The 18,996-nt window shown below is 38.3% G+C and carries 15 protein-coding genes; 1 reads left to right on the plus strand and 14 read right to left on the minus strand.

The genetic code is table 11. The features are described 5' to 3' along the window. Nucleotides 1-178 precede the first annotated feature (178 nt). From H4J62_RS16975 to H4J62_RS17025, 11 genes are all read right to left on the minus strand, one after another. Nucleotides 179-1,477 (minus strand): adenylosuccinate synthase, encoded by a 1,299-nt coding sequence (locus H4J62_RS16975; protein ID WP_182216102.1) that lies wholly within the window; start codon nucleotides 1,475-1,477, stop codon nucleotides 179-181. 144 nt (nucleotides 1,478-1,621) lie between these two features. Beyond that, nucleotides 1,622-1,810 carry a DUF2065 domain-containing protein gene (locus tag H4J62_RS16980; protein WP_182203168.1) on the minus strand — a complete coding sequence of 63 codons (189 nt, stop codon included), beginning with the start codon at nucleotides 1,808-1,810 and terminating at the stop codon, nucleotides 1,622-1,624. 323 nt (nucleotides 1,811-2,133) lie between these two features. Further along, nucleotides 2,134-3,021, minus strand: coding sequence for a protease modulator HflC (gene hflC, locus H4J62_RS16985; protein ID WP_182216100.1), 888 nt, complete (start codon nucleotides 3,019-3,021; stop codon nucleotides 2,134-2,136). A 3-nt stretch (nucleotides 3,022-3,024) separates the two neighbouring features. Continuing rightward, nucleotides 3,025-4,170 (minus strand): FtsH protease activity modulator HflK, encoded by a 1,146-nt coding sequence (gene hflK, locus H4J62_RS16990; protein ID WP_182216098.1) that lies wholly within the window; start codon nucleotides 4,168-4,170, stop codon nucleotides 3,025-3,027. A 54-nt stretch (nucleotides 4,171-4,224) separates the two neighbouring features. Beyond that, entirely contained in the window at nucleotides 4,225-5,532 is a 1,308-nt protein-coding gene (gene hflX / locus H4J62_RS16995) for a ribosome rescue GTPase HflX (protein ID WP_182216096.1), read from the minus strand. 88 nt (nucleotides 5,533-5,620) lie between these two features. Next, nucleotides 5,621-5,878, minus strand: coding sequence for an RNA chaperone Hfq (gene hfq, locus H4J62_RS17000; protein ID WP_070375096.1), 258 nt, complete (start codon nucleotides 5,876-5,878; stop codon nucleotides 5,621-5,623). Nucleotides 5,879-5,980: 102 nt separating this feature from the next. Next, on the minus strand, nucleotides 5,981-6,946 hold the full coding sequence (gene miaA / locus H4J62_RS17005) for a tRNA (adenosine(37)-N6)-dimethylallyltransferase MiaA (protein WP_182216112.1): 966 nt from the start codon (nucleotides 6,944-6,946) through the stop codon (nucleotides 5,981-5,983). A gap of 4 nt (nucleotides 6,947-6,950) precedes the next feature. Beyond that, nucleotides 6,951-8,858: a DNA mismatch repair endonuclease MutL gene (gene mutL / locus H4J62_RS17010; protein ID WP_182216090.1), complete on the minus strand. Its 1,908-nt coding sequence runs from the start codon at nucleotides 8,856-8,858 to the stop codon at nucleotides 6,951-6,953. Nucleotides 8,859-8,889: 31 nt separating this feature from the next. Next, nucleotides 8,890-10,194, minus strand: a complete 1,305-nt coding sequence (locus H4J62_RS17015) for an N-acetylmuramoyl-L-alanine amidase (RefSeq protein WP_182216088.1) — start codon at nucleotides 10,192-10,194, stop codon at nucleotides 8,890-8,892. Nucleotides 10,195-10,232: 38 nt separating this feature from the next. Beyond that, nucleotides 10,233-10,706 carry a tRNA (adenosine(37)-N6)-threonylcarbamoyltransferase complex ATPase subunit type 1 TsaE gene (tsaE, locus tag H4J62_RS17020; protein WP_404842409.1) on the minus strand — a complete coding sequence of 158 codons (474 nt, stop codon included), beginning with the start codon at nucleotides 10,704-10,706 and terminating at the stop codon, nucleotides 10,233-10,235. A 19-nt stretch (nucleotides 10,707-10,725) separates the two neighbouring features. Beyond that, a complete protein-coding gene (locus tag H4J62_RS17025; protein WP_182216079.1) occupies nucleotides 10,726-12,348 on the minus strand; it encodes an NAD(P)H-hydrate dehydratase in 1,623 nt (540 codons plus the stop codon). Nucleotides 12,349-12,392: 44 nt separating this feature from the next. On the opposite strand from H4J62_RS17025, the gene queG reads away from it, so the two are divergent. Beyond that, complete coding sequence (gene queG / locus H4J62_RS17030) at nucleotides 12,393-13,553, plus strand: tRNA epoxyqueuosine(34) reductase QueG (protein WP_182216077.1); 1,161 nt, start codon at nucleotides 12,393-12,395, stop codon at nucleotides 13,551-13,553. Here queG and H4J62_RS17035 read toward each other — a convergent pair. From H4J62_RS17035 to H4J62_RS17045, 3 genes are all read right to left on the minus strand, one after another. Next, complete coding sequence (locus H4J62_RS17035; protein WP_182216063.1) at nucleotides 13,540-15,204, minus strand: response regulator; 1,665 nt, start codon at nucleotides 15,202-15,204, stop codon at nucleotides 13,540-13,542. The two genes, queG and H4J62_RS17035, sit on opposite strands and share 14 nt — an antisense overlap. Before the next feature lie 12 nt (nucleotides 15,205-15,216). Continuing rightward, the gene (locus tag H4J62_RS17040; RefSeq protein ID WP_182216061.1) at nucleotides 15,217-15,420 is read right to left on the minus strand and encodes a DUF1289 domain-containing protein; all 204 of its coding nucleotides are present in this window, start codon (nucleotides 15,418-15,420) and stop codon (nucleotides 15,217-15,219) included. Nucleotides 15,421-15,641: 221 nt separating this feature from the next. Continuing rightward, nucleotides 15,642-18,995 (minus strand): hypothetical protein, encoded by a 3,354-nt coding sequence (locus H4J62_RS17045; RefSeq protein ID WP_182216059.1) that lies wholly within the window; start codon nucleotides 18,993-18,995, stop codon nucleotides 15,642-15,644. Nucleotide 18,996 lies beyond the last annotated feature (1 nt).

Genomic DNA, 18,996 nt, shown 5'->3' on the forward strand with positions numbered 1-18,996 from the left:
ATTTGAATTAACTAAAGAAAGCGCGGTAGAAAGTTGCATAAAAAAAATCCAGTGATATCAATCACTGGATTTTGATCTCATTAGCAAATTAATCAAGCTATAAATTGCTTAACTGATCGGCATTAACCTCAGGGGTGGTTTTATTCGTCTTATTTTAGAAAAAAATTATTCGCTCTAATTACTCAGCAAACGGGTTTACTAAAATAATGGTTTCATTACGATCTGGACCTGTTGAAATAATATCAACCGGTACACCTGTTAATTCTTCAATACGCTTAATGTAAGCGATCGCATTAGCAGGTAAAGCGTCACGAGAAGTTGCGCCAACAGTAACTTCAGACCAACCTGGCATTTCTTCATAAACAGGTGTAATTCTGTCATAACCTTCAGCAGCTGTAGGCGGTACAGTAATAATGTCGCCAGCTTCAGTGCGGTAACCTGTACATATTTTAAGGGTTTTTAAACCGTCTAAAACATCAAGTTTAGTTAAACAAAATCCTGTTACGCTGTTAACTTGAATGGCACGGTGCATAGCAACCGCGTCAAACCAACCACATCGACGTTCACGTCCAGTAGTCGCGCCAAATTCATGGCCTACAGTACCTAAATGTTCACCGATTTCGTCATCTAATTCTGTAGGGAAAGGACCAGAGCCAACACGTGTCGTGTATGCTTTAGTAATACCTAGAATATAATCTAAATGACGAGGTCCAAAACCACAACCGGTAGCAACGCCACCTGCAGTAGTGTTTGAAGAAGTTACATAAGGATAAGTACCGTGATCAATATCAAGTAAAGTCCCTTGAGCACCTTCAAACATAATTGATTCGCCGTTTTTACGGGCTTGATCAAGAATTTCAGCGACATCGGCAACCATTTTAAGGATAACGTCACGAACTGATAAAGCATCAGCAAGCACAGTGTCATAACAAACGGGTGCAACTTTGTAGTAATGCTCTAAAGAGAAATTATGGTAATCAACAATTTCTTTTAATTTAATCGCAAATGACTCAGCACAAACTAAATCGCCAACACGTAAACCACGGCGAGCAACTTTGTCTTCATAAGCTGGACCAATACCACGCCCTGTCGTACCAATAGGCTTATTACCGCGAGCGATTTCTCGCGCAGCATCTAGAGCATTATGATAAGGAAGAATTAACGGACAAGCGTCACTAATAAGTAAACGTTCACGTACAGGAACGCCTTTGGCTTCTAACATTGCGATTTCTGTCATCAAGGCTTTCGGGCATAAAACTACGCCGTTGCCGATTAAACATTTCACATTGTCACGTAATACGCCCGATGGAATTAAATGAAGTACGGTTTTTTCACCGTCTATTACCAAAGTATGACCTGCATTATGGCCTCCTTGATAACGTACGACGTACTTAGCTTTATCTGTGAGTAAATCAACAATCTTACCCTTACCTTCGTCACCCCATTGGGTGCCTAGAACTACGACGTTTTTGCCCATGTTTTCAATTTCGATAAAAAATTAGGCGGGGATTTTATCAAAAATCAAATAGTAGTCCAAGTAATAAATGATGATTTTTAATGCAATTTAAAAATATTCAATTAACTAAAGGGGTTATGAAAAACTTTTATGTCATTCTTTAGTCTAATAACTCAGTAACCATAAAATAAATGTGCCTACGACGAGTAAGCTAATGCCAATATTACGAATAGATAAGCTTGATTGTTGCGCTAACTTTTCCATAGTGTCGCGCCACTTATTTGGAAAAAGTGCAGGAATAAGCCCCTCAATAATCAATACCAAAGCAAATGCCGTTAATAGTGTCTCTACCATGTTATTACTCCTCAATTGCTTCTATAGGTAACTAGTCGATACGAAAAGTACAGGAATGAGTCCATCAGTAATCAGTACCAAAGCAAATGCCGTTAATAGTGTCTCTACCATGTTATTACTCCTCAATTGCTTCTATAGGTAACTAGTCGATACGAAAAGTACAGGAATGAGTCCATCAGAAATCAGTACCAAAATAATCAGTACCAAAGCAAATGCCGTTAATAGTGTCTCTACCATGTTATTACTCCTCAATAACTTCTATAGGTAACTAGCAGATACGAAAAAGCCATGACAAGTCATGGCTTTTTTATCAAAAAAGTAGCTTACTTTTTAATTGTAGCGCCTTCTTTTAAGTAGTTAAAGAAATCACTATCGGGTTTAACCACCAAGATATCACTTTTACTACTAAAACTTTTTTCATATGCTTCAAGGCTACGGTAAAAACTGAAAAACTCAGGATCTTGTCCATATGAATCAGCATAAACTTTAGCCGCTAACGCATCGCCTTCACCACGCATTTCTTGTGCTTCTTTTTGTGCTGTCGCTAACATAACTGTTACTTTAGAATCTATCGTAGCACGGATGATTTCCGCTTGCTCTTGACCTTTAGAACGATGCTCTTTTGCTACAGCTGTTCGCTCTGCTCGCATACGGTCATAGATAGAAGCACTGACTTCAGCGGGTAAGTTAATCGCTTTAATACGTACATCAATAACTTCAATACCTAAGTCTTCACGACTACTTGAGGCACTTGCTAACGCTTTAGCCATAATGCCGTCACGGTCACCTGAAACAATTTCTTTAATGGTGCGCGTACCAAACTCAGTACGTAAACCATTATTTACTTTTTGTTTCAATAACGCACGAGCATTTTCTACTGAGCCAGAAGTACGTAAGTAGAACGTTGAAAAGTCAACAATACGCCACTTAACAAATGAGTCGACCATTAAATCTTTTTTCTCAGATGTTACAAAGCGATCAGGCGCTTCATCGAGCGTTTGAATACGAGCATCAAGTCTGCGAACGTTGTTAATAAAGGGTATTTTAAAGTGTAAACCCGGTTCATAAACAAGCATTTCACCTGAATTAGCATCACGTTTAATTTTTGTAAACTGAAAAACGATACCACGTTGTCCTTCAAAAACAATGAAAACAGAAGAGACGGTTAATACTGAGAATAATACAATTAGGGCAATAATAAAGTTTTTCATTGCTTAATTTCTCCCTTCGTTAAATCTGTCTGCACGACCTGATAAATCAGGCGCAGTACTTTGGGTATTAATCGATTGCGTCGCTCGCGTTTGACTCTCAGGTAAAGTACGTTGGCCAGAAGACTGATTTTGCATCATTTTATCTAATGGTAAATACATCATGTTATTGCCACCTTCAACATCAACCATAACCTTACTGGTATTGGCATAAACATTTTCCATTGTTGATAAATACATACGCTGGCGAGTAACTTCTGGAGCAGCAAGGTATTCTGGAAGTAATTTATTGAATTTAGCAACTTCACCTTCGGCATCTAATACCGTTTGTTGTTTATAAGCGATGGCCTCTTGTTCCATACGTTTCACTCGCCCACGTGCTCTTGGTTCAATACCACGGGCATATGCTTCGGCTTCACGTAAAAAACGAACTTCATCTTCTTGTGCTGAAATAGCATCGTCAAAAGCATCTTTGACTTCTTCAGGAGGACGAGCATCTTTAAAGTTAACATCGACAACAATTAAACCAAGATTATACGGGGCAATAATGTCATCTAATTCTTTCCAGACATCTTGACGCACTTTTTCACGGCCACTTGTTAAAATATCATCCATTTTAGAGTCACCAATAACGAAGCGTAAAGCACTGTCTAGTGACTGGCTTAAACTGTCGTCAGCATTAGTAACACTGAAAATATAATCACGGGCATCAACAACACGATACTGTATCTGCATTTCAACACGTACCACGTTCTCATCTTTGGTTAGCATAAAACCGGATGCAGGTAAGTCGCGTGTTGTTTGCATATCAACAGGAATAATACGTTCGGCGAATGTCCATTTCCAGCGTAAACCTGGTTCAACTGTGCCATCGTATTGCCCGAAACGTAATACGATACCTTTTTCAGCTTCTTTAATGGTGTAGAAACCACTAAAAGCATAAACAAGAATACCCACGATTAGCGCAATAGCGATACCAACATTTGATGCGCCTTTCTTGCTGCCATCTTTTGATGATTTTCCCCCAAAAATACCGCCAAACTTATTACCAATATCTTTTAGTAAATCGTCTAAATCTGGTGGGCCTTGATTCTTATCATCTTTCTTTTTCCAGGGGTCTTTATCATTATTCCCCGGTTCATTCCACGCCATGGTCTTCTCCACTAACTATAAATTTAAATAAGTGCTAAAACTACTATTTACCCATTACGGTAATATATCAGTCTGTTTACGTTCAATAAAGCCTTCTATATCAGCTTCACTCTGTTTAATTAATCTATCCCACTCTCTTGCAGGTAATTTAATTTTCAATAAACAATTTCCATCTTCGTCATACCGTTCATCAACAATAGAATTTAATTGATAAAACACACCACGTAGTTTACCTTCGCTAGGAGGTAAGCATAAGTTATGCTTGACTATTTTCTTGCCGAGTCGTTCAGCTAGCGCTTGAAAAAGTAATTCAATCCCTATGCCTTTTTGTGCAGATAACCATACTCGTATAGGTAGACCTGTATCGTCTCTGTCAATGCGTGGTTCAATATCTTCCAAAGCATCTATTTTGTTACAAATTAATAATTGCGGAACATCGCCCGCTTCGATCTCTTTTAAAACCGTTTCAACTTGTTCAATATTTTCAGTTCGCCTATCATCTGAAATATCAATGACATGCAATAATAGTTCAGCTTCACGGGTTTCAGTCAATGTTGCTTTAAAAGCGGCGACTAAATCATGAGGTAAATGACGAATAAAGCCAACGGTGTCAGCTAAAATTGCTCGGCCAACATCCTCAATTTCAATTTTTCGTAATGTGGGATCTAAGGTTGCAAATAATTGATCTGCTGCGTAAACGTCTGCCTGAGTAATAATATTAAACAGCGTCGATTTACCTGCGTTGGTATAACCCACTAAAGAAATTGTCGGTATTTCAGCGCGTGTTCTTGCTCTTCTACCTTGCTGGCGTTGCTTTTCAACACGTTCTAACCGTTTACGAATATTTACCATACGGTCGCGAAGTAAACGACGATCAGTTTCTAACTGAGTTTCACCAGGCCCGCGGAGGCCAATACCACCTTTTTGCCTTTCAAGGTGTGTCCAGCCACGGATCAAACGCGTACTCATATGACGTAATTGCGCAAGTTCTACTTGCATCTTACCTTCATGTGTTCGAGCGCGCTGGGCAAAAATATCTAGGATGAGTGTTGTTCGGTCAACAACGCGGCACTCACACAATGCTTCAATATTTTTTTCTTGTGAAGGAGAAAGTGCATGATTAAAAAGTACCACATTGGCTTGATGTAACTTTACCGCCTCGGCAACTTCTTCAGCTTTACCACTACCAACAAAGAATTTAGTATGAGGTGTAGTACGTTTACCTGTAACAATTGCAAGCGCGTTAACGCCCGCAGAGCTAACAAGCATTTCAAATTCTTGTAAGTCTTCGCGCGCATTTTCATCAGGGAAATCGAGGTGAACAAGAATAGCTTGTTCACCTGCTTGATAACGATCAAACAATTGAGTATTACCTATAAACTAAATAGTTAAACCAAAAGAAACTTTTGGACACGTAATATTTGGTGTACAACCAAACTCAACGAAATCATTAATCTTGCTGTTCCTGACTATAATCACCAGTTTGTGGTGCTGGCATCGTAGAAACTGCCCGTGAAGGAACAACAGTAGAAATGGCGTGTTTATAGACCATTTGACTCACTGTATTTTTAAGTAAAATAACAAATTGATCAAAGGACTCTACTTGTCCTTGTAGTTTAATGCCATTAACTAAATATATTGCTACCGGAATGCGATCACGTCGTAAAGCATTCAAAAATGGGTCTTGTAAAGATTGCCCCTTTGCCATTGTTTGGCCCCTTTTTTGTTATTTTTAATAAATGTATGTAAGAGTTTTTTCTCTAGAAAACTAGTTACTTACTATGCAACTGTTTTTATTATACATCAAGGTTTAAAGTTTGCTTACTGAAGACATAATTAGTTTTAAATTATTTTCGTCTTCCATATGCAACCATTGTAAATTTGGCCAATTTCTCAACCAAGTTAACTGTCGTTTAGCAAGTTGTCGCGTCGCACAAATGCCTTTGAAAACCATTTCATCATGGTCGACTTCACCATCTAAATATTCCCACATCTGTCGATAACCAACACAACGAATAGCGGGTAAATTTTCATGCAAATCGTCACGCTGTTTTAACTTAACAACTTCTGATTCAAAATCTTGTTCAATCATCTGTTCAAACCTAAGCGCAATACGAGCATGTAAATCTTTACGCTCTTTCGGTGAGATAGCAAATTGTAAAACATCACCACTGAGTCGTTCACCCTTAACTTTCGTTAAGTCGGTCATACTTTTGCCCGTTAGGCGGTAAACTTCTAATGCCCGCATTAATCGTTGCGGATCATTTTTGTGAATACGTTCGGCAGAAACCGGGTCTACGCTAGCAAGTTGTTGATGAATGTTCTCCCAGCCAAATTGTTCAGCTTCGTCGGCTATACCTTGGCGAATTTTTACATCGGCCGCCGGCAGAGGCGAAATACCATCAATCAGGCTTTTAAAATACATCATAGTACCGCCAACCAATAAAGGTATGCGGTTATTCGCCCTAATTTTCTCAATTTCTAGTAAAGCGTCACGACAAAAATCAGCGGCAGAGTAACTCTCACTGGCATCAATTAGATTAATTAATCGATGCGGATACTTTGCTAATTCTTCTGCTGTTGGTTTTGCAGTACCAATGTCCATATCACGATAAACAAGCGCAGAATCAACACTGATAATATCGCATGGCAAGGCATCATGTAATGCCATTGCTAACGCTGTTTTACCTGATGCAGTAGGCCCCATCAAACAAATGACTGGCGGTAATTTACGGTTTTTACTGTCAATATTGTTTGTTGATAAAGCGTCAGGCATCAATTTAAGTAGCATTCGTTAACATTCTTATTGATGATGTGAGGTCTATCAATACCGAATTCAAGCGTAGCTGCTGCTCAAAGGTAGGATTTAATTGTTGCTGACTCAAACGGAGTAGGCTTTTAGCTTGTTGGTTATCGTAAGAATCAGCGGATAATAAACTTGCAAAGGCTTGTTGCCAATCACTATTTGTTAATTCTTGTCCATCTTCTAAACACAAAAGAGTTAAGAGCTTATTAACACTTAAATTTACATCTTTATTTCTTAACAAGGCCGGAAACTCTCGTACTTGTATGCTGCTCTTAGATAAAACACTCGCGACAATACCTATTTTTTTCAGTGCATCAGTCTGCGCTTCAACAAAAGTGACTTGTGCTTGCGTTAACGATATCTTAATCGGCAATAGTAACGGCTGACTAACAAAATTATGCTGCCATCTGTTTTTTACTTCGAAGAATTTAACCGCTTGCTCTATTTTGTTTAATGCCAATAAACGTAGTTCATTGTCTAACGTTATCACCGCATATTTTTCATCAATAATCTTGGTTAACACTAAGTGCTCATTTTCATTCACCTCGTGTATTGGCAGAGCGGCACTGTCTTCATCTGACTTTCCACCAGACAAAGGCGTCATCAATGTTTGATAAGCTTGCGCAGCATTTCTGCTCACTTGGTTATTACTGTGCGTATAAGATGAATAATTTTTTTGACTACCTGGATTGCTACCTTGATAGGGTTCGCTTTGAACATCGGTAACTTTCGTCAATGGCTTAATATAATCACGCGTTAATTGCTGCCCGGTTTCATGTGACTCAAGCTGATTGTCTTGTCTATAATTTACCGTACGGCTTTCAGGCTGAAGTGGTAAAGTAGCCGAGGGTTGATCTTCTGATTCAGGCAATAAGCCAATATTAGCATTTTCGCTTAACGCGTTATGACAAACCGAATAAATAAAATCATGAATATAACGCCCTTGATGAAACCGTACTTCATGTTTTGCTGGGTGAACATTTACATCAACTTCTCGGACATCAAGCACCAGAAACAGCACAAAAGCTGGGTAAGTATCCGCAGGTAACAGATGACTATAAGCTTGACGAATGGCGTGATTAATTAACTTGTCTCGCATCATACGGCCATTCACATAACTAAAGCATAAATCATTTTGGTTACGGGCAAAGCTTGGTAGCCCTACCCAACCTGATAATTGTAAGTCGCCATGCTGGCAGTCTATTTCCAGTGAATGCTCAATAAACTTTTGACCACAAATTTGTGCTACCCGTTTTGCGTATAAGCTTTTATTATTGACTGATTTAAAATGCTTAATCACTTTCTGATTATGTGACAAAATAAAACTAACATCAAAGCGCGCCAAAGCGATACGCTTAATAACCTCTTCAATATGAGTGAACTCTGTTTTTTCAGTACGAAGGAATTTTCGTCTCGCGGGGGTATTAAAAAACAAGTCGACAACATCAATGGTCGTGCCATTAGGATGTGCAGCGGGTTGTAAGGCTACTGCCATATCTCGCCCTTCGGCAATGGCTTGCCAAGCTGATTCTTGCTCAGCAGGTTTTGACGTCAACGTTAAACGAGAGACTGAGCTAATACTTGCCAGTGCTTCGCCACGAAACCCTAAACTACAAATACCTTCTAAATCATTTAAATCTTTAATTTTACTGGTCGCATGACGACTTAGCGCTAACGTTAGTTCATCTTTAACAATACCCGAGCCATTATCACTAATACGAATACGTTTAGCGCCACCTTTTTCAATGTCTATTTTAATGGTCGTTGCGCCAGCATCTAAGCTGTTTTCAACTAACTCTTTCACCACTGATGAAGGACGTTCTACGACTTCACCGGCAGCAATTTGGTTAGCTAGGCGTGCTGGAAGGATTTCTATGGTCATAAATTTTGATCTGTTAACTATTTATAATAAATTAATCGGCGCGAGGTATGGTTAAGGTTTGACCTATGCGAACGGTATTCGAGGTTAAACTATTTGCCATTTTTAATTCTCGTACTGAAACACTATAGCGTTGTGCAACCACAGATAAAGATTCACCGCGAGTAATTTTATGTTGTCGTGTTTCGATAGAGGCATAATAACTGCCCATCGGCGGTTGAATCATAAAATGGTCTTTAATACCTTTAAAAATACCTTTAGCGAGCTTGCGCTGATGAGCACTAGAGTTTAAATTCTGTTCTTCTCTATGGTTAGAAATAAAACCTGTTTCAACTAAAATCGAAGGGATATCTGAAGATTTTAACACACCAAAATTACCATGTTGGGGAACTTTCTTGTGCATTTTAGTAATTTTTTTCAGTTGTTTTAGTACGCTATTCGCCATGCTAATACTGACACCCTGCGAATGCTCTTTATTCATATCTGCTAAGGTTTTTGCCAAGTTATCATCGCGGGTATTTTTAATAACACCACCGCCACCACCTAAAAGCTCGGAGTTGTTCGAGCGGTTACGCAGCCATTTGGCCATTTCTGACTCAACCCGTTTGTGCGATACAATCCAGACTGAGGCTCCGTTAGGTTGAGGTGTTCTAAAGGCATCGGCATGGATTGACACTAAAAAATCCACTTGGTTTTTTCTGGCTATTTCACTACGTCGACCGACCGAAACATAATAGTCTCCATCGCGCACCATAACCGCTTTCATGCCTTTTTCATTATTAATATAGGTAGCAAGTTTTTTAGCAATCGCTAACGTAACACGTTTTTCATAGCTGCCTTTACCCCCTATAGAACCAGGATCCTCACCACCGTGGCCAGCATCAATGGCAATAAGAATATCTCGATGATCATTTTTGGGGGTATGGTCGCCTTGGCTAATTTTCTCTTCATCGAATAAATCAATCACTAAACGGTTACCGTATTGTCCAGCTGGTGCAAGCGGAAAAACAGCCAAAGAGTAATTATCCGCTAATTCTAATACTAAACGTGTTGTGCCTTTAATACGCGATTTACTGGTGCGGATCAGTTTTATGCGTTTATCCTTTTTAAGGATATTCTTAAACGAAACATGATTCTTACTGTTGTTAAAATCTATGACTAAACGCTGAGGATTCTGTAAACTGAAATACTTATAATCAGGCTGTTCACTGAGATCAAAAACAATACGGGTATTTTCCGGGGCTGGCCAGACACGAACGCCATCGATGCTATTACCATGCGCTTCAAAGAAAACACTAACGGTTAATAACATAGCTAATAATAACGATCGAATATTCATTTACTGCTGCCCTTTCCTTTTGCGTCTATTAGCGCACATTAACTAAGCGCATTTACTACGAGCTCACCCAAAGGGGTCTTTGCTTGTATGTTGATGGTTCTTTGCTCTTCACTATACGCTAAGTCGATACGCAAATCAGGTGCCTTGATCATACCTAGCCCCTTTTCTGGCCACTCAATAAAGCAACAGCAGTTATCTGCAAAATAATCTCGAATGCCCATATATTCTAGTTCTTCAGGATCTGACAAGCGATATAAATCAAAATGATAAACTAACCAGTCATGTAATTCATAAGGTTCAACGAGAGTATAGGTTGGGCTTTTTACGTGGCCAACATGCCCCATACCTTGCACAAAACCTCGAGTTAAGGTGGTTTTTCCCGCACCTAAATCACCGTAAAGATATACAACAATACCTTGTTTTAGTTCTTTTTTTACAATATCAGCTAATTTATTACCCATAGCTATAGTTGCTGATTCATCAGCTAAAAAGTAGTTTTTGTTTGTAAGCATTTCTTTCATCAATTATTTTCTAAAATTTATTATTTATAAGCTGCCGTATAACTGGCAATAGGTCACTTGCTAGCATACCAATTTTTCCATGCTTTTGCGCAATAATGTCAGCAGCCTTACCATGAATATAAACGGCCAAGGCTGTAAGCTTTGCAAAATCAGTTCGCTCTTGCAGTTCCTCCCCTTTTTCTGACGAGCTTTTTTGCATTAGCAATGCCGCAATAATACCTGATAACACATCGCCCATGCCTCCGCTTGCCATGCCTGAATTACCCGTTGTGTTCACCCAAACCTGTTGACCATCACTTATCAAACTCCCTGCACCTTTCAATACGCTCACGCATTGATATTGTTGGGCTATTTTTTTTACGGCGCTAAAACGATCTCGCTCTATTTCTGTCACAGTACAATTTAACAGCGCTGCAGCCTCACCGGGATGTGGCGTTAAAACCCAACAGTTACTTTTAATTTTATCCGTTAATAAATTTTGTTGGTAAGCTTGCGCCAACAAACTCAAACCATCGGCGTCAATTACACATAATTTTTTTTGAGCCAGTACTAAATCAAATAATGCCTGACTCCACACATTTTGACCCAAACCAGGGCCAAGCACATAAGCCTTAGCTTTACTTAATGTCATTGATCCCACAAGTTGTTCTGCGCAACTAGGCGCTAACATTAATTCTGGGCGGCCATTAAAGACTAATGCTCGATTATTTTTATGACAACAAATACTCACTAATGCAGCACCACTGCGCAATGACGCCTCTGCCGACAAACGTATCGCACCAGCAAAACCTTCTCCGCCCCCAACAGCCAGTAATAATCCAATATTTCCTTTATGACTGCTTGCTTTGCGTTTAGGTAAAGCAGCAAAAACTTCGTTGCCGAAAACCGTGATATTGGTATTCACTTGCTCTGTAAATGCTTGACCTAATGCTAAATCAGCAAAATAGATTTCCCCAACATGGTTAATGGCTTGTCCCGTCACTAAACCGCACTTTAGAGCAATAAAAGTTACAGTACTGTTAGCAATGATTGCCGTATTTTCAACAACACCTGTAGTTGCACATAAACCTGAAGGCACATCAACACTAATCACTTTTGCCAAATGCTGGTTAATAGAAGTAACTAATGTCACTAGAGTTTCTGGTAGGCGTCCTTTAAAACCAATACCAAATAGTGCATCAATAATTAACTTACCTTGAAAATTCGCTACCATTTCAACATTAGCCGTTTTTTGATCAAATATAATCAAGCCATTTTCAACTTTATTAACATTGATGTAAGCTTGGTAAGCACGTAAGGCATCGCCGGATAATTCTTCTGGTTTTGCCGTTAGTAGCACAGAAACCTGAAAACCAGCTTGCACAGCTAAACGTGCAATCACAAACCCATCACCACCGTTATTACCTTTTCCACAAATAACTAACAGCTTTTGGCTAGCTATTTTTTGACCTATATCATTTTCATTTTGAAGATATTTTTGCTTGATATGCTGAAAAACAGCCTGACCTGCATTTTTCATCAATGAATACATTTCAATATTTTCTATAGCTGCAACTTTTGCTTCATTAGCTAACACTTGCTTCGCGGAAAAAGCAGCTTGTGGTAAGCTTGCACTCAACAGTTTTATTTCCATTTCTATCTCCCTTTACCAAATTGTACTGCGATGACATGTTAACTATGACAACACCTAATATGAACTATCAAGAATTAGCTGAAAAAATCAAGCTTTGGGGTCAAGAATTAGGCTTTTCGCAAATAGGTTTCAGTGATATTGACTTATCAAGTCATGAACAAGCCTTAACAACGTGGCTAGAAAATAATTATCACGGTGAAATGGATTACATGCAAAAGCATGGTTTAATGCGCGCTAGGGCCCAAGAGCTTGTTGAAGGAACAACGCGAGTGATCAGTGTACGCATGGATTATTTACCCCCCGAAGCAAAATTTGCCCGTACGCTCAAAAAGAAAGACCATGCTTATATCAGCCGCTATGCCTTGGGGCGTGACTATCATAAATTAATGCGCAAACGTCTAAAACAACTCGGTGATAAAATTAGTGAGTACTGTGAAACCTTCAACTTTCGCCCATTTGTTGACTCAGCACCTATCTTAGAGCGACCTTTAGCAGAAAAAGCGGGGTTAGGCTGGGTCGGTAAACATTCGCTATTAATTAACAAAAGTGCCGGCTCATGGTTTTTCCTTGGTGAACTATTGGTTGATATTCCGTTACCAACTGATGATAAAACAGCCAATGAATGTGGTAGTTGTGTTTCTTGTATTAAAATTTGCCCAACCCAAGCGATAGTGGCTCCTTATGTTGTAGACGCTCGCCGTTGTATATCCTATTTAACCATCGAATTGCGTGACGCAATTCCAGAAGAGTTTAGGCCGTTAATTGGCAACAGAATTTATGGCTGTGATGATTGCCAACTCATTTGCCCATGGAATAAATTTGCTAACATCAGTCACGAAGGCGATTTCTCCCCTCGCCAAAACCTTGATAATGTTGAATTATTAACCGTATTTAGCTGGGATGAAGCGACCTTTCTCAATAAAACAGAGGGGTCTCCTATTCGCCGTATTGGTTTTAATAGCTGGCAACGAAATATTTCCGTTGCAATCGGTAATGCGCCATATAGTGCAGAAAATGTTAACGCGTTAAATAATAAGTTAGCAACCGCAGAGCCTATGGTTGCTGAACATATTAATTGGGCATTGCATCAACAAGACAATAAGCGAATCGCTGCAGAACAGCAAAGTGACTTTCCAATAAAAAATCAACGATTAACCGAGCGCTTGATCCGCAGTGTTGAAAAAGGTTTACCTAGAGATGCTTAGCAGACTCGGCTGATTCAGCTTGCTGCCACTTTATTTTTAACTGCTCTATAGACTCAACACCGCTGCCTTTAATGTTCGCAGACAAGAGTAAAGCAAACGCATCATCGCCCAGTTTTTGGTGACTTTCATCAAATTCATTACTTTGTTTAATCACCACCAATATTTTTAACATACGCATCGTTAATTTAATATTATGAGGTGTTAATCTTAGAGCTTGCTGAATAGCCTTAAGCGCGGGCTGTAAACGATTTTTTTCGAAATGTTCAATCGCCATATCGTTCAGTTGTTTGGGTGAAAAATTAATTTCAGCACGCTCAAGACTTTCTTGCTCAATATATTTATTGATCACTTGGCTCGTTAATGAATCACCTGAGACTTGTTTACCAATAATCTCTAACATTGTTAGCGCTTCTTCGCGCATACCCAATTCGTGAAAGACTTTCACTTTATCTAGGTTGTCTTCAATTTGCGGTGACGCAATAAAATTAACATGGTTTTCAACAAGTTTAGTGGCCTTCTCTTTTTGTTCACGAACAATGTATAACCGTGCTTGGATCACTAATAACTGCTGTTTAAACTCATTTGCGTCGCTATAATCATTTTGAAGTTGCTTAATATGCTTGTCTGTTTGCTGCAAAACTTTAAAGGATCGTTCGTCAGTAATAGCCGCCGCTAAATCAATGCCTGAACGAATAACATTTAAGAGCAATTCGGGTGAATCATGAATAGAGTTTTTCGCTTGCTGGGCGATATTTCGTGTCGCTATATATTGTCCTTCATGGTCATGATTGAGTCGTGCTAAATCCCATGATTTTTTATTACGTTCAATATTTCGTGGCGACAACGCAGTTGCTTTTTTTATCTCATCGTAGGCTTTTTCATATTGCTCATGCTCAATATAATATTGCGCCAGCATATCATGAGCCCCAAATCGAGTAGCGGGCTTATTAATTAACTTTTCAATCAGTTCATTAATTTCGTTTATACGCCCTTGCTTTAACAAAGACTTTACATAGCCTAAATAAACCCAAGCGTAGGTATAGGTTTTCAATAGGCTTTTAAAAAAAGATTCTGCCGTTTCAAATTCTAAAAGACTTAAGTAAGCCTCACCTTTCATCCGCAATATATTGGGGTGATATTGGTGTAAACTTTGATTAACAAGATGACGGTCAGCAAAATATATAACTTTCGAAAAACTCTTAGTATCAGTCGCTCGATACATGTTGAATAATTGCTTTTTAGTTTGCAAGGTATGGATTAAGCGTTGTTGCACTGTTTTAGGGGCGAGTGGTTTTACCCAAAAGTCATCGGGCTGTAATTCGACAATTGAATTAACAAGAGACTCATTCGTTTCAGTACTGAGAAAAATAAGAACCGTGGTTTTATTAACATGACCTCTGAATTTTAATTCTTCGAGTAAATGAAAACCGTCTTTATCACTATTTACATTGAATGAGCAAATAACAATATGAAAACGTGTTGTTTCACATAACCTTATACCGTAATAAGCACTTTCTGCACATTTTACGTGATTAATGCCGATATCATACAATCCTCTTTTTAAGGTGTCATGAACTAATCGGTTATCGTCTATTATCAGCACGGTAAGTTGTGAAAAATCGTCTAATTCACTTTCTTCAGTAATTTCCATTTAACTTTTACCTTAATCGTGCTTCTTTTGAATCACTATTCGTCTTTGTTGACAGTTGTTAATTACCGTTATTTTTTCTTTACTTTTATAGCTTGTCCACGCCAAAATCTCATCAATATGGCGGAAACAACCAAGGCAGATATCATCGGCATTTAAACAGCAATTTCTAACACAAGGACTAGCAACATCCATTTCTTTTTCAATTTTAAAACTCATTTAACTAGTATCCCTGTAAACACATTAACCAAGCATTTAAACAGCAGTATCTTACACAAGGACTAGCAACATCTATTTCTTTTTCAGCTTTAAAACTCATTTAACTAGTATCCCTGTAAACACATTAACCAAGCATTTAAAAAAATTCCAACACAAGGGCTAGCAACGTCTATTTCTTTTTCAATTTTAAAACTCATTTAACTAGTATCCCAGTAGTCATATTATATTGCCTCAGCAAACTCATTTAACAGGCGTTGCTGTTCGCTTAATTGACTAAATAACGACATAACTTGTTGATGTTCTATGACCGTATTTGACGTAAGACTAAATAATAGCTGCTGGCTAATATCAATAAAGTCGTTAGCGGTTAATATTTTACTGGTTGTAAACATGCTACTCGTTAGACTCATCGCTAATGGGTAATTATGTACCGCTAGTGCCGTTGATAATTTTTTCATCGCGTCATCAATATCAGCAAGGTAGTCATCTAGCATCAACATTGCCAATTCTGCAGAGCCCTGATTTTTTGCATAGTGTTCAAGGTTAAAAGGTTCAGGTTGATTTGTTTTCGCAGCGGGTGTTAAATCTAAGTTCGATAATACGTTATCAAGCTTTTCAGTTGTTTTTAACAGTTCAGCGTCAATATTATTATGCTCTTTAGTCTTATTACTTTGTGCTTTTACTGTATTAATAGCAACCACTTTAGTTGGCTTTGCTTTCAACCAAGGCTGTAAAAGTAGCACCAAAGCATCGACATCATGCAAAGCAGGTAAAATAGAAACAGCCCACTTATCTGCCAATTTTGGTGAGTCTTCAACGGAGAAATTACTTTGATTAAAAGTAAAAATGTCACGGCGTACACTTTTTCCAGCAGACATTTTAATAAAAGGTGATTGTTCAAATTCGGTAAATAACAATAAGTATCTTCCAGAGCTCCACAATTGAGTCATTGTTTTAGGCTGACAGACAATTTTTACCTGTAATCCTAACCATTGTAAAATACGCAGCAAAGTTAACTGTTTACTTGGATTTTCTACCGCAAAAAGCACTTCAACTTGGGTCGATAAATACTGATGTTTATTAAACACACTGGCAGAAAGTTGATGGTTAGTCGTTTGTTCTGTCGTTAAAAAATCAGCTAAGCTTTGCTGAAGTGTGAGTATTTGCAATGGCGTTTCTGTCTGTTCAAACAAGCCATATCGCTCTAAAGGCGCATTAAGATAGGCTTGCATAACAAAAAGCTTTGGCCGAATATCTATCGATAAACTTGATATCTGTTGCTGTATTTTTTCAACTGATTTTACATAAAGGTCACTGGCCAACATAACGACATCAATGCTTTTATCAATTAACTGCGCGGTACTCAGTTGTTCAATAACTTGTTCAGGATCGGCTAAGGTAGTTATTATGCCATTAGCTGAAGTGATCGCTTTTTCTGTAATACTGCAAATGTCGGCATCACTTGATAACAACAAAATATTGGCTTGCTTTAAATTAATACGCTCTACCGATATCTCTTGTGCTACATCAGCAAAACCTATCGGCAGAGTAAAGCAGAACTGGTAACCCTTTTCTTGTAACTGCACATTTTTATCTGTGACGTTAAGTGAATCAAACAGTAAGCATAAGTAATCAAGGGTATCGTTTGTATTGGTTTTTGCTGACTCAAGGCGCTCGTCTAATAATAAGCACTCGAGGGCCTCGGGTAGCTTTGCGATTGTTTTTTTGCTGGTCACAGAAAAATCAAAACGAACAATTTGCTGGCCTTCATTTTTATCGATAACAAGGGTACTAATATGTAAATTAGCTTTAAATAAATCAGCAAGTAGTAATCGGCATAGGCCACTTAACAGCCGGTGAAATAAGCGTACGTCAACTTTCGCAGCAGTTAACAATTGTGGATCTTGTTGGTAATAAATTTTATTACGCTGTAAATGGGCATCGGCAATAATATTAAGTAATGCCGCGTCAATTTCGTTGTGCAAAGCAACATCGCTTAGCGTCATAGGTTTGACCGCAGATAAAAATTCACTGCGAATTTTATGTTGTTGACAGCAATCAAAAATACGCGCGAGTTGTCGATAAACTTGTACCGAAGTTACACCAGCACCAATAGAAACACTTTGGCTTTGCAACATACTGCGCACCACCATATTGGTTAACTTTGTGGTGTTTTCATTGTCTTGTGATTGTCGCTCTAAAATTTGCGTATTATGGGTTAATGCGAATTGCTGTAGGGACGCTTTTAATTTTTTAATTTCTTCATTTTGTTGATTTATATTGTCAATAGCGGCTTGCTGCTCACTAAGCTGTTGCTGATACTCTTGCTCACTGTGCTCAGGGTTAATCATTGTTTCGAGCGCGGTTTCAAGCTGTTCGGCAATTTCTTTATTTTCCATTGAATTAAAACCGTTGGGGGTCAGTTTTTCATCACTATCCTTTGTTCTTTTTTCAATGAACAGCCTAAATAATTGCACACTCTCTTGGCCATATTTTTTTATTTTGCTTTTACTTTTAAATAGCATCGACAATAACAGCACAAATAGTAGTGCGATCACACTAAGCACAGTTGCTTGTAGATCTTGATTGTTAACATTAACGTTTTGCTTTTCTAAAAAATCATTTATCTCAGTAGGTAACCAATCGATTAATCGTAATTTTTTATCTGCAGATAAAGGTCCTGGTGGTATAGATTCAAGCACTAACAGCTGTAATTTTTGTTGTTGTTGCTCAATAAATTCGACATATAAACGAGATAACCGTAAATGACTGCGCCACTTGGCTACCGAATTCTGTTGTGAAAATAATAATTGCTCTAAAGTATTAAGTTGTAGCGTTAATAACTCACCCTGTTGGCTAACCGTGCTTTCTTCTGGGAGAAAGCTCGTTAATACTTGCTTTAGCTCGGTACTAACATCATCAAAATCTAAAATAGAAGACTGTAAATTCAATTGTTGAAAGGCTAATAGTGCACGGATAATGGTTTGTTGTAATGGTTGTAAGTCACTCAATTCTGCAATTTGCTTTACATAGGCCTTAGCGCGGGTTGCGGTGACTTTATCAGTGTATTTATCTGAATTGAGTTGCTGTAACAGCAGACTTTTTTGTCGCTGTTTTTCCTTAATCTCAACCGTTAATTGATCATTAATTAACTGCAGTTGAATAATGGTATTTTGCTTAAGTTGAGTGTTTCTCTGATGATTTTCACTAAGTTTATCAATAACACCTGAAAATTCTTTATGGCCAACATACATCAAATCAAGCTGAGCTTTATTATTTTTTACCAGTAAAGATATTTTATTAATTTGCTGTTGGGCGATCTCATAGTCAGCAGATAAATTTTTGGCATCAATACGTTTAGTTAAATTTTCTAAGGCTAGATAAGTGATTAAAATTTGTTGTTGTTGTTTATGCTTATTCGCTAACGATGGCAGCTCGTTCTCTACTAACGAGGTCACTTGATTATCACGAAGAACTAACAGAGCAGTTAAGGCGCTAAAAAGAATAAATGAAAGTAAAGCAATCCGAAAAAATCGTCCTGATAATTGCTGAAAAAAGTAACGAGTAGCGTCCATA

It is taken from the genome of Colwellia sp. BRX8-5, assembly GCF_014077325.1.
Classification (GTDB): Bacteria; Pseudomonadota; Gammaproteobacteria; order Enterobacterales; family Alteromonadaceae; genus Colwellia_A.